Here is a 12,015-nt window from a genome sequence, read left to right as displayed (position 1 = left end):
TCTATTCGGTGGCAAAGTCATCCCGTCGTACGGCGCGGTGCCAGGCGGCATCTCGCCAGTAGTTGTGTCTTACGATCACGGCGGGGTCTTCGATGAGTTCACCGCCAAGGAAGTTCTCCTCGTCATCGAAGTGCATGCGCACCAGCTTGTTCGAGTCGAACAACCAGTAGTCGTAGTCCGGCAGGCCGGCCGCGTCATCCCGACTCAGGTAGCGGATGTCCTCACCGGCGTCGTTGGTGTACTTGGAACAGAACACGCCGAAGCGGCTGTAGTCGGTGAGCGGCAAGCTCACTACCCGGACGCGCATGAAGCGACGGCCCTCGGCCGTTGCCTGCTGAATCATGGTCAGCCAGTTCTGGAACCAGCCCATCTCAACCGGCTCGCCCTGGGTGAACTGACGCAATGCCTCCGACTCGTTCGCGGACTTGTAGTGGTCGCGCGTTTCCAGCCGAAAGGCAGTGTGTTCGAAGGTGCGGAAGAGCTGGCCGAACTCTGGGCCGGGCTTGATGATCCGGCTCAGTTGCCTTCCTCCATGTAGCGGCGGGCGTACATCTTGAGCACGTCCTCCGGGATCTCGATCAGGGTTTCGTGGTCGGGAACATCACCGATGTCGGCCAGCGCCTGGGGGTCGGTCACCTTCCACCCCTGAGCGATGTAAGTCACGCGGTCAGTGCGGTCGGTCGCGAACAGGGTAGGCGACTGGCCTTCTTGAGAGTTGGGGTCTTTGCCGAGGAACCGAGCATGCATGGTGCCCTCAATTGCTAGAAATTTGGCGAACCGTTCTCGGTCATGGTGCGGCAGGAAGCCGCCTCGGTCAAGGAGGGTGGTCGCGGTTCCGGAACCGCGATCACCCCCGCACGCTTCGCACGTGCCTACCAGAAGCCTCACAGGCACGCTACCCCTGGTCAGCGGCTTGCGGTATCCTTGTCTCTTACTTGCGTAGAAGAAGATTCACATCCCCGAACTCGTGCCACAGATACCGCGCCGCCAGCGCCGCGTCGTAGCTGGCGCGGATCAGCCGGGGTCCGGCGATCGCCGTCAGCATCAGCAGATGCGATGCCTGCGGCTCGTGGAATCCGGTCAGCAGGCCGTCCACGGCGCGTACGCCGCGCTCCGGAGTGATGATCAGCTCGGTCCATCCCTGTCCGGGGTGGACCGTCCCCTCCTCATCGGCCACCGACTCCAGTGCCCGCACCGCGGTGGTGCCGATCGCGATCACCCGGCCGCCGCGGGAGCGGACGTGGTTGACCAGCTCGGCCGTGGCCGCCGGGACCGAGTACCACTCGGCGTAGGGCTTCTCGTGCGCCTCGGGTGAGGCCACGCCGGTGTGCAGCGTGATCGGCGCGATGTAGACGCCCTTGGCCACCAGGCGCGCCACCACGTCGGCCGAGAACGGGCGGGCCGCGCTCGGCATCTCGGCGCTGCCCGGGACGGCCGCGAAGACTGTCTGGTACGCGGCGAGCGGCCAGTCCCGGTCGACGTAGTCGTAGCGGATCGCGCGGCCGTGCCGGGTCAGGTAGTCGGCCACCGAGGCGCCGAGGTCCAGGCGGGCCACCCACAGCCGCCGGGTGTAGGGCCGCAGCAGCGTGACCGTCGCGCCGCCGGTGACCCGCAGCCGCAGGCCGGGGGCCGCCGGGCTGTCCGGGTCCGGCGAATCCGGTTCCAGGGCGAACGGCTTGGTCGACCCGTCGCCCATCGGCCGCCGCAGCTCGATGATCCACGCGTCCGGGTCCTGCGGCGTCCCGGTCGAGACGTGCAGCACCAGCGGCGCGCCGGTGTCCAGGTCCACGGCGTCCAGCGCCGCCGGCAGCGTCCCGGAGTTGTTCACGACCAGCAGGTCCCCGGGCTCCAGCACGTCCGGCAGATCGGTGAACACGTAGTGCCCGACCTCGGGATCGTCGGCCCCGCGACCGCGCGCGACCAGCAGCCGCACGCCGTCCCGCTCCAGGCCGCGGGCCTCGGCGGGCTTGTGGGCCAGCAGGTCCGGGCAGATGCTGAACCCGGGATCCAGCGGCCCGAAGGCCGGTCCGGCCGACGGTGTCGACGTCGACTCCGACGTCGACTCGCACGAGGCCGCGCACACGACAGTGGGCTCATGCAGCAGGATCGTCATGTCAGGCCACCTCCGCATCGGCCGCCGTGCGCCGGGATCCGACCAGGTCGAGCGCCTGGTAGCGGCCGGACGGGCGGCGCTCGTCGAGCAGCCGCAGGAAGGCCGGCACCACGGTCTGCGGCAACGGCAGCCCGCTGATGTCCTCGCCGGGGAAGGCGTCCTGGTGCATCTGCGTCTGCAAGTCGCCCGGGTCCACGGCCCAGACCCGGATCGTGGTCTCCTCCAGCGCCAGGATCGCCGAGGCGTGGTCCAGCGCGGCCTTGGAGGCGCCGTAACCGCCCCAGCCCTCGTAGGGTTCCACGGCGGCGTCGGAGGAGATGTTGACCAGCTCCCCGCCGTGCTCGCGCAGCTGCGGCAGCAGCAGTTGGGCCAGGGCCAGCGGCGCCACCACGTTCACCGCGAACGTCTCCACCAGCGCGTCCAGCGGGAAGCCGGCGAGCGTGGGCATCGGGGAGGCGCCGAGGCTGGAGGCGTTGTTCACCAGCAGGCTGGCCCCGCCGAGGTTGGACGCGGCCTCGGTGAGGTCGGCGCGGTGCGCCTCGTCGGTGACGTCCCCGGCCAGCGCGACGACCGTGGTCAGCTTGGACAGCTCGTAGTCGGCGGCGGCCAGGCGCTCCGGCGTCCGGGCGTCGATCACCAGCGACCAGCCGCGTTCGGCCAGGCCGCGGGCCAGCGCCAGGCCCAGGCCCTGTGAGGCGCCGGTGATGACGGCCACCGGGTTGCTGCCGTTCCAGGCGCCGGCCGGGCCGGCCGTCTCGGTCTGCTTCGTAGTCGTGTTCATGCCCTTCACCCTGCTCCGCGCCCCGGCCGCCGGGATCGGGCCGGGGACCGGAATCCGCCACGGCCCTTGGTCCTAGGTCCAGCGGCCTAGGCCCGACCGGTCCCGCGCCCGATGGGGCCGGGCGATCATCGGCGCTACGGTGTCGATATGAGGTCGAGATGAGGTCCGGATGAGTCCCCAGAACGCGCTGGACACGATGCGCCGGCTGTCCGCGGCCGTCCTGGCGGTCAGCCGGCACCTGGCCACCGACGAGGTACTCCAGACCATCGTGGCCACCGCCCGGGAGCTGATCGGCGCCGAATACGCCGCCCTGGGCATCCCGGACGGCGCCGGCAGCTTCGCGCAGTTCCTGGTGGACGGCGTCACCGACGAGCAGTGGGCGGCGATCGGCCCGCTCCCCCGCCAGCACGGCATGCTCGCCGTGATGCTCCACGACCCGGCCCCGCAGCGGCTGGCGGACATCCGCCAGGACCCGCGCTTCGGCTGGTGGCCCAAGGCGCATCCGGTGATGAGCGCCTTCCTGGGCCAGCAGATCCGCGACGGCGAGGAGATCCTGGGCGCGCTGTTCCTGGCCAACAAGCCCGGCGGCTTCACCGCCGACGACGAGGAACTGCTCGGCGTCCTGGCCGGCCACGCCGCGATCGCCCTGCGCCACGCCCGCCTGTACGAGCGCGAGCGCGAACTGGCCATCACCCGCGAGCGCAACCGCCTGGCCCGCGAACTGCACGACGCCGTGGCCCAGAAGCTGTTCGCCCTGCGCCTGACCTCCCAGGCCGCCGCCGACCTCCTGGACGCCGCCGACGCCGACGACTCCGACAAGGCCCGGGCCCGAGCCCGCGCCGAACTCGACCAAGTCGCCGCCCTGGCCCGCGAAGCCGCCGAGGAACTGCGCTCGGTGGTCGTGGAACTGCGGCCCGCCGAACTGGAGGAGGACGGCCTCGCGGTGACCCTGCGCAAGCACGTCGAGGTCCTGGACCGGGTGAACCTGACCGCCGGCGGCCCCCGCGTCGCCTTCGAGGGCGCCGACGTCAAGGGCCTGTCACCGGCCGCCGAAGAGGTGCTGCTGCGGGTGGCGCAGGAGGCACTGCACAACGCCTTGCGCCACGCCGAGGCGAGCACCATCGACGTCCGCCTGTCCGAGCGCTGCCCGGGCGGCACCGACGCCTGCGGCGGCGCCTTCCTGGAAGTGGACGACGACGGCATCGGCTTCGACCCGACCGCGGTCCGCCGCGCCGGCCGCAGCCTGGGCCTGGTGTCGATGCGGGACCGCGCCAAATCAGTACGCGGGCGCCTGGACGTCACCTCGGCGCCCGGGCAGGGAACGAAGATCCGGCTGGAGGTGGACCGTGGCCGCGCGGGCTGAGGTCATCAGGGTATTGATCGCGGACGACCACCGCATGGTCCGCCAGGGCCTGCGCACCTTCCTGGAACTCCAGGACGGCATCGAGGTGGTCGGGGAAGCGGCGGACGGCGCCGAATGCGCCCAGACCGCGGCCGAGCTGAAGCCCGACGTGATCCTCCTGGACCTGGTGATGCCCGGCGTGGACGGCGTCGCCGCGATGGAGCTGCTGCGCGACGCCGGCTCCACGGCCCGGGTCCTGGTCGTGACCAGCTTCACCGACCGCCGCATGATCATCCCCGCGATCAGGGCCGGGGCCCGCGGCTACGTCTACAAGGACGTGGACCCGTCGGCACTGGCCGCGGCGGTGCGCTCGGTCCACGCCGGCCACGTGCTGCTGGAACCCGAAGTGGCCGCGGCGCTCCTGGACTCGGGAAGCAGCGGCAGCGCAGCGGACAGCGGCTCAACGGCCCCGGCCCTGACCGCCCGCGAGCGCGAAGTCCTGATACTGATCGCGCGGGGACGCTCCAACCGTGAGATCGCCCGAACGCTGGTCCTGGCCGAGAAAACGGTCAAGACACACGTCTCCAACATCCTGATGAAGCTCGGCGTCGCCGACCGCACGCAGGCCGCGCTGTGGGCGGTGCGGCACGGGATAGCGCCGGAGGACGAGGTGCCGTCGCCTCCGGTGGGACGCGGGGCTGCTTCGGGTACGCAGCAGACATAATTCCGCCACGCTCGGCCCACGGCCTCGGCCCATGGCCCACGCCCAGCCCGAGGCCTCAGCCGACTCCGGCGGCCTCGGCGGCCTCCGCGGCCCGGGCCGCCCGCGCCGCCCCGAACTCCGCCACCGCCCCGAACGCGGCCTTGGGCTCCCAGCCCAACTCCGCGTAGTCCCCCTCGGCGACCCCCGGCGGCAGCACCCTGACAATGCCGAAGCTGGCGATGTCGAAGTCCCGCTCCGGCTCGTTCTCGCGGTCGCCGAGTGTCTGTTCGTCCCAGCGCGCGAAGGTATAGACGAAGGCCGCCTCCACCCCGCCTTCGTCATACAGGCCAAGCATTTCTCGCAGATACGCGGCCTGTTCCTGCTCATCCCGGATCTTCCCCTCAGCCATCCGGACCGGCCGCCCGTCCTCGCCCCACTCGGCGACCGCGTCTTCGCGCCCCGCGACGGCGGCGGCGCCGCGGAAGGCGCCGCAGCCGAACTCGGTGACGGCGAACGGCTTGCCCTGCGCGACTTGAGCACGCAACGTGTCAGCGAAGGCGGCCTCGTTGGTGGCGTTGCGGTAGCCGGCATCGGAGGCGATGAGGTCGAAGGGCGTCCAGTCCACCATTTCGAAGGCGACCGAGCAGTAGCCGACCCGGCCCCGGAATCGGGCCCTGACTCCGGCCAGGACCCGCGCCAGGAACGCGTTGAGGTCCGCGTTCAGCTGCGGCAGCAAAGCCCGGAACCGCGCCGGATCGCCCAGAACCGCCGCGCGTTCCTGGAAATCGGCACCCGGCAGGAAGCCGTCGGTGAACAGCGAGATCTCCGACCCGGTGAGGAACACGACGCGCGCCCCGGCCGCTCGCAGCCGCTCGGCGCGCTCGGCCGCGTCGAGCAGGAAGGTCAGCAGCTCGTCCTGCGTCAGGCCGTTGGTGAACGGCGCGTACCAGACCTCCAGCCCGGCCTCGGCCGCGGCCCGAGCCGCGATCTCCAGCCGGTCCGCGACGCCGCCGGTGATCCGCACCGCGTCGCAGTGCAGCACCTCGCGGATGACGCGCATCTCACGCTGGACAATGTCTGGCAGGAACGGTTCGTGGTTGGTGGTGCCGGCGCTGGTGAAGCCGGTGTCGTAGGTGACGCCGAAGGCGCGCATCGCTGTCTCCGATCCATGGACCGACAGGGTCCGATTAAGGCAACTTAGGGTACGGAGCGTACCCTATTTTCGAGAGGATGATCCGCGATGACCCCCGACCAGCAGCGCGACACCCCGACCAGGCGCCGAGGCCCGGCGTTGGAGGACGCGATCCTGCGCGCCGCGGCCGGAGAGCTCAGCGAGTCCGGGTACGCGGGCATGACGATGGACCGCGTGGCGCAGCGCGCCGGGACCAACAAGAACGCGATCTACCGACGCTGGCCGACCCGCGCCGCCCTCGGCATCGCCGCGTACCGGCGCATCGCCGACACCGAACTCCAGGTCCCGGACACCGGCGCGCTGCGCACCGACGCGCTGGCGCTGCTGCGGGCAGCGAACGCCACGTGGTCCTCACCGCAGGGTGCTGTGTTACGGGCCCTGCTCACGGCGGTCGCCGACGACCCCGACCTGCTCACCCTGCTGCGCACGCAGACCGGCGGCAACGCCATGGACACGGCGTGGGTGACGCTGCTGGAACGCGCCGTGGCCCGGGGCGAGGCGCCCCCGGAGGCCGTCCATCCGCGAGTGGCGTCGGTGCCGGTCACGGTGCTGCGCGGCGAGTACGCGCTGCGCGGTCTGCCGGAGGTGCCGGACGACGTGCTGGTCGAGATCGTGGAAGAGATCTTCCTGCCTCTGGTGCGCGGTCGGGCACCACGCACCTGACCATCGGTGCCCTGACAGCTCAGAAGTCGATCCGCATGACGACCCGCCGCAGCGTGGGCCGACTGACCTCGACGAACCCGCAGTCCTCGAACATCGTCTTGGTCCCGACGTGCGTCTCACCCCAAGGCACCGAATCCCCCGGCTCGACCACCATCGGATAAGCCTCCAACGCCTTGGCGCCCCGCTCCCGAGCGAACGGCACCGTGGCCTTGGCCAACTCCCCGGCGACTCCCTGCTTCCGATGCCCCGGCCGGGTGTGGAAGCAGGTCACGGCCCAGACCCCGGAGTCGTCCTTGTCCTCATCCCGCCCCTGCCACGGCACCCGGCTCCGGCGCAACGCACCGAACCCGGTCCGAGGCTCGACCGAGACCCACCCGACCGGTTCGCCGTCCCGGTAGGCGACCAGACCGCTGGTCGTCCGCGCCTTCGGATCCCCGCACGAGGTCTGCGCCTGCAACCGGAAGGCCCGCTCCTCGTCGGAAACGGTGCGCCAGTCGCTTCCCGGGCTCTTGAACCGCTGGCAATAGCACCGGCAGCCGTGGCAGTTGGCGGACTTGAGAATCGCCTGCAAGTCCGACCAGCTCGCCTCGTTCGCCGGAACGATCACGACGTCTTCGCCTCCAGCAGTTGGGGGATCGCGTTTCGCAAATATAGCCGCGCCCCCGGCTTGTAGTAGTGCACACCGTCCCAGCGGTAGGAGCGGCTGGCGGCGATGGCCGGGTCCTGGCAGAACTGCGCCGGCGGGTACACGGCGCGGACATGATGCGCCGGGTCGTGAGCGTAGGCCGCCAGCAGCGCGTTGACGTGCGCGACGCGCGAGTCGTCGCCGCGCTCCGGCCACAGGCCGCCGCCGCTACCGGAGGTGTGGACGGGCCGGTAGCACGGCAGCAGCGCGAGATCGAGCTGCGGCAGGCCGGTGGCCTTCAAAGTGCTGACCGTCTGCGCCAGCCGACCCGTGAAGTACGCGTCCCAGCCGGCGCTGCCGAACGGCAGCGCGGTCCCGTTCACCTGCTCGTCGAACAGGTCCCAGGCCCCGACCATCAGCAGCGCGGCGGCGGCCCGGTCGCGGGAGATCCGGGAGGCCCACTTCGCCACCGTGCCACCGCATTCGGCGTCCAGATCGCGCCGGTCCCCCGCCCCGCTGCTGATCCGCCCGCCGAGGAAGTCGCAGCCCTCGGTGGTGTCGTCGAAGAGCCGCAGGTATTCGGCGGTGTCCGGCGGCCGGTTGAGGTAGAGGGTCATCCCCTGCGAGTCGCCGATCAGCGCCACCCGCGGCGGATGCGCCGGACGCGGCGGCATCGCGGTCGGGTAGTTCGGGATCGCGTTGCCGACCGCCCCGGTGGTCGCGGCATGCGGTTCGGGCTGCGGCGCGGCGCCGCGCAGCCCGTCGAGGGCGGCGTCCGGGCGGTTGTCGACCGCGACGGCCCGCGCGTCGGCGGGGTGCGCGGCGGCGGTCGTGACCAGCGTGTCGGCGAGCATGGCGGCCGCGGCGAGGACGGCCAGCGCCGATCCGGCGGTCGCCAGCGGCACGCCGAGTTCGCGTCGGCCGAACGCCTCCCGAGCGCGGGCGACAGCCCGGCCGAGGGCACCGTGACGGACCGGCGTCTCGATGAAGCGGTAGGTCAGGTCGGCGAACAGCAGGGAGAGGACGACACGCACCAGGAAGACCGTCTGCGCAGGCCAGGCGACGTCGGCTCCGGGACGGGTGACGTCGAAGATCGGCCAGTGCCACAGGTAGAGCGCATAGGAGCGTTCGCCGAGCCAGACGAACATCCGGCGGGACAGCAGGTTGGACACCGCGGTGCCCGCGACCAGGGTCCTGATGAGGACGGCCGACGCGACGGACACCGCGGCCAGGCCGAACGGGTAAAGCGCGGGCGAGGACGCCGGCACGGCCGCGAAGGCCCACACGATGCCGGCCAGGGTGAGGAAGGATGCGGATTCGGTGGCGATGCGGCGCCAAGAGAGCGCGGTCGACCGGTCTTCGGCGGCAGCGGCGGCAGCGGCAGCCGCCTGCCGGGGCTTCTCGCGGGCGATCTGCACGAGCGCGGCGAGCACGCCGATCAACAGCTCGAACGCGCGGGTGTCGGTGCCGTAGTAGACGCGGGAGGGGTCGCGCCAGGGCGAGTAGAGCATGACGCACAGGCCGATCGAGCAGGCGCTCAGCAAGGTGGCCCAGCCGACGGCGCGCCACAAAGCCCTGATCCGCTCAAGGCGCTCCATGCGCTCGCCTTGCGGTGACCGTCCGAGCGCGACCAGCAGGAACGCCGGCCAGACCACGTAGAACTGCTCCTCGACCGCCAGCGACCACAGGTGCAGCAGCAGGCTCGGGCGGCCGGTCCCGCCGAAATAGGACTGGCCCTTGGCGACGAACCACCAGTTGGTGACGTAGAACAGCGAGGCGGTGGCGTCGCTGCGGAAGCCCGCGGCCTCGCTCGGCAGACACAGGACCACGTAGGCGCAGACGCCGGCCAGGACGACGAACAACCCGGGCAGCAGGCGGCGCGCGCGGCGCTGGTAGAACCGGCCCAGAGCGACGGCGCCGGTCGCGAGGTATTCGCGGGCGAGCAGGCCGGTGATGAGGTAGCCGGACAGCACGAAGAAGACGTCGACGCCGAGGAAGCCGCCTCGGGCGTGGGAGAAGCCGGCGTGGTAGAGGAGGACGGCGGCGACGGCTAGGGCTCGGAGTCCGTCGAGGGCGGGGATGCGGGAGGACTTCGGCGCCGCTCTCTCGGCGTCGTGGCGCGGCGCCGGTTCCGATTCCAGCTCTAGATCCGATCCCGGTCCGGGTCCCTGTTCCGGCCCCTGTTCCGGCTCGCTGCGCCGCGGCGCCGTGTCGTCCGGCGCGATCCCGGCGATCGTCCGCAGCTCGGCGATCTGGTCGGCCCGCACCGCACCCCCGGTCCGCCCCGATGCCGTCCCGAACACCGGCAACTCGACGAAACGATGACGCGGAAGCGGCCGCGTCCCCTCCTCAGGCTCCATGGTGTCCGCCAAACTCAGTCTTCGGATCGGGCGGACCCGGAGGAACGCCGCACCCCTGGCTCCGGGGCACACCCGCTTATGCACCAATTGTCGCCGGGCATTAACGCGGTTCGGAGAGGCTTCGGAGCCGAATCACCCGTCCAGCGGAGGGTGCACCCCATAAGGATGCTTATACGATGGGTGATTCCTCGCGGAACCTGGTCAGGAGCTCCCGGTAGCGCTGATCCGCGCCGGGGACCTCGGCGTAGTGTTCTGCCTGGCGGTTTCGACGGCGGCCGAGAGCGCGTCGGGGCGGGTGGCCACGACGTCGGAGTCCAGGATCCAGATCCATTCCGGACGCGGGCCGGGGCGGCTGGCCAGGTGGGAGATTCCCTGGTTGAGGCCCGGGCCGTGCTGGCGGTTGTCGTCGTTGGCGAGCAGCGTGCAGACGCCGTCGTCAGCGGCCTGGGCCAGCATGCGGGCCGATCCGTCGCGGGAGCCGTTGTCCACGACCACGATCTCCAGGTTCGGCCAGGTCACGATCGTGCGCAGGGACCAGAGCAGGAAGGCGGTCAGCTCGCGGGTGTTGTAGGAGACGGTCAGGGCCGCGACCCGGCCGGCGTCGATCTCTGGATCTTCCGGCCACCACGCCACGTCGCTCGTCACGGGCAGAAGACTGTCACGCGCGGGGGTCTGGCGACCTGTGGCTTTCAGCCGCGTCGCAGTTGCCGCAGGGTCCATCCGCGCCCCGCGGTGTCAAGCCCCTGCGTCGCCGCGGTGAACAGCTCCGCCGCGCGCCGGTATGACAGTCGTCCGCGGCCGGTCACCATGCACCGGTCGCGGGCCGGGGTGCCGGCCGGCGCGCGCCGGCCGGTGAGGAACAGCGGGCCTGAGGGGCGGCCCGCGGCGAGCAGGGCCAGCAGGTTCCCGGTCGTCGGGCGCCAGTGCAGGGGGTCGCCGGGGACGCGCGGGTGGGTGCGGCGGCCGCTCGGGTCCAGGTCGGGGACGTCCAGGGTGAGAATGCGCTCGATGCCGCCGCCGCTGTCATAGACGGCGTGCCACAGGGCTTGCTCGCGTAGCGGGGCGCGGAGGCGGAGTACGGCGCGCGCCTGGTCGTCGCTGAGCGGTTCGACGCCGGACGCCGTCGCGGCGCGGCGGCGGATTCCGGCGGTCGGGTCGGTGACCACCCACTCCCGGGCGCGCCACCAGGCCAGGGCGCTGCGAAGGATCGCCAGTTCGCGGTTCGCCGTGCGGGCGCCGACCGCTGCTTCCCGGGCGGCGAAACCGGCTGCCAGCCGGGCGGGGGCCGTCGCGTTGTCGAGCAGGCTCAGCGGCACCACCGGCGCCGGGGCGCCTCGGCGGGCGGCTCCGACCGGGGATTCGCGGTCGACCAGCAGCCAGGCCCAGGTGGTGAGGGCGATTCGGTAGATCCGCTGTGAGGCCGCGCTCAGGCCCGCGGAGCCGAGGAAGCGTTCTACCGCGACCGCGTACTCCACGGGCGGCGCGAACTCCTCCGAAATTACCGCAGTAAACACTACGCTCTGCCTTCCCCTCATCGCTTCCCAGGGAAGTGTAATACGCCGGGCAACAGATGGTATTTACTGCGGTAAAAAGTGCCACCGATAAAGTTCAGGCAAAGAGACTCAACTTTGACGCAGAAAACTCTTGAGCGCCCGGTTGTCCGCGGGTCACGCTCCCCCACGTGTCTCGAATGTTCAGTGCTCTGGCCGACAAAGACTTCCGTTGGTTCTTCACCGGCTATCTCACTTCCAAGCTCGGCAGCGCCATGGCCCCGGTCGCCACCGCGTTCGCCGTCCTGCACACCGGGGTCGGGGCCGGCGGCCTGGGGTGGGTGATGGCCGCGCGCATCGTGCCGGTGATCCTGCTCCTGCTGCTCGGCGGGGTGTTCGCGGACCGGCTCGGCGGGCGGCTGGTGATGATCGCCTCCGATCTGCTGCGGTGCGGGGCGCAGGTCGCGTTCGGCGTGCTGCTGCTCACCGGGCACGCCACGCTCGTCGCGATGACCGTCACCGCCGCACTGTCCGGGATCGGCGAGGGCATCTTCAGCCCGTCGCTCCAGGCGCTGATCCCGCGGCTCATCCCGGACCACCGGCGCGGCGACGCCAACGCGCTGCTCAGCGTGGCCGTGTCCAGCGCCGGGGTGGCGGGGCCGGCGCTCGGCGGGATGGTCGCCGCGGTGTGGGGCCTGTCTCTGACTCTCCTCTCCCTGCCGACGATACTTAAGGTCTCCTCGCAT

At 71.3% G+C, this 12,015-nt stretch carries 13 protein-coding genes; 4 read left to right on the top strand and 9 right to left on the bottom strand.

Annotation, left to right across the window (positions count from 1 at the left end):
• Position 1: 1 nt before the first annotated feature.
• The 4 genes from KGQ19_RS20480 to KGQ19_RS20465 form a co-directional block, all read right to left on the bottom strand.
• Positions 2-508, bottom strand: coding sequence for a DUF6879 family protein (locus KGQ19_RS20480; protein ID WP_329956338.1), 507 nt, complete (start codon positions 506-508; stop codon positions 2-4).
• 8 nt (positions 509-516) lie between these two features.
• On the bottom strand, positions 517-663 hold the full coding sequence (locus KGQ19_RS53460) for a hypothetical protein (protein ID WP_212010807.1): 147 nt from the start codon (positions 661-663) through the stop codon (positions 517-519).
• A gap of 268 nt (positions 664-931) precedes the next feature.
• Positions 932-2,113 (bottom strand): S-adenosylmethionine:tRNA ribosyltransferase-isomerase, encoded by a 1,182-nt coding sequence (locus KGQ19_RS20470; RefSeq protein WP_212010806.1) that lies wholly within the window; start codon positions 2,111-2,113, stop codon positions 932-934.
• 1 nt (position 2,114) lies between these two features.
• Entirely contained in the window at positions 2,115-2,894 is a 780-nt protein-coding gene (locus KGQ19_RS20465; RefSeq protein WP_212010805.1) for an SDR family NAD(P)-dependent oxidoreductase, read from the bottom strand.
• A 169-nt stretch (positions 2,895-3,063) separates the two neighbouring features.
• Here KGQ19_RS20465 and KGQ19_RS20460 point away from each other — a divergent pair, with 169 nt between their 5' ends.
• Both KGQ19_RS20460 and KGQ19_RS20455 read left to right on the top strand, forming a co-directional pair.
• On the top strand, positions 3,064-4,257 hold the full coding sequence (locus KGQ19_RS20460) for a GAF domain-containing sensor histidine kinase (protein ID WP_212010804.1): 1,194 nt from the start codon (positions 3,064-3,066) through the stop codon (positions 4,255-4,257).
• Positions 4,241-4,960, top strand: coding sequence for a response regulator (locus tag KGQ19_RS20455; protein ID WP_212010803.1), 720 nt, complete (start codon positions 4,241-4,243; stop codon positions 4,958-4,960). The genes KGQ19_RS20460 and KGQ19_RS20455 overlap by 17 nt, the downstream gene beginning before the upstream one ends.
• Before the next feature lie 55 nt (positions 4,961-5,015).
• On the opposite strand, the gene KGQ19_RS20450 is transcribed toward KGQ19_RS20455, so the two are convergent.
• Complete coding sequence (locus KGQ19_RS20450; RefSeq protein WP_212010802.1) at positions 5,016-6,092, bottom strand: glycoside hydrolase family 113 protein; 1,077 nt, start codon at positions 6,090-6,092, stop codon at positions 5,016-5,018.
• An 87-nt stretch (positions 6,093-6,179) separates the two neighbouring features.
• On the opposite strand from KGQ19_RS20450, the gene KGQ19_RS20445 reads away from it, so the two are divergent.
• Positions 6,180-6,794 (top strand): TetR/AcrR family transcriptional regulator, encoded by a 615-nt coding sequence (locus tag KGQ19_RS20445; RefSeq protein ID WP_212010801.1) that lies wholly within the window; start codon positions 6,180-6,182, stop codon positions 6,792-6,794.
• Positions 6,795-6,813: 19 nt separating this feature from the next.
• Here the strand turns inward: KGQ19_RS20445 and KGQ19_RS20440 are convergent, their stop codons facing one another.
• From KGQ19_RS20440 to KGQ19_RS20425, 4 genes are all read right to left on the bottom strand, one after another.
• Positions 6,814-7,401, bottom strand: coding sequence for a GNAT family N-acetyltransferase (locus KGQ19_RS20440; protein WP_212010800.1), 588 nt, complete (start codon positions 7,399-7,401; stop codon positions 6,814-6,816).
• Positions 7,398-9,779: an acyltransferase family protein gene (locus tag KGQ19_RS20435; RefSeq protein ID WP_212010799.1), complete on the bottom strand. Its 2,382-nt coding sequence runs from the start codon at positions 9,777-9,779 to the stop codon at positions 7,398-7,400. The genes KGQ19_RS20440 and KGQ19_RS20435 overlap by 4 nt, the downstream gene beginning before the upstream one ends.
• Positions 9,780-9,980: 201 nt before the next feature.
• Entirely contained in the window at positions 9,981-10,424 is a 444-nt protein-coding gene (locus KGQ19_RS20430; protein WP_212010798.1) for a glycosyltransferase family 2 protein, read from the bottom strand.
• A gap of 44 nt (positions 10,425-10,468) precedes the next feature.
• On the bottom strand, positions 10,469-11,254 hold the full coding sequence (locus KGQ19_RS20425; protein ID WP_307856462.1) for a hypothetical protein: 786 nt from the start codon (positions 11,252-11,254) through the stop codon (positions 10,469-10,471).
• 215 nt (positions 11,255-11,469) lie between these two features.
• Between KGQ19_RS20425 and KGQ19_RS20420 the strand changes: the two genes are divergently transcribed.
• Positions 11,470-12,015: MFS transporter (locus tag KGQ19_RS20420; protein ID WP_212010835.1), on the top strand; the 546-nt coding region annotated here is incomplete at its 3' end.

It is taken from the genome of Catenulispora pinistramenti, from assembly GCF_018274385.1.
GTDB classification, from domain to species: Bacteria; Actinomycetota; Actinomycetes; order Streptomycetales; family Catenulisporaceae; genus Catenulispora; species Catenulispora pinistramenti.
The sequence above is the reverse complement of the archived record's forward strand: the minus strand, read 5'-3'. Positions and strand labels throughout refer to the sequence as shown.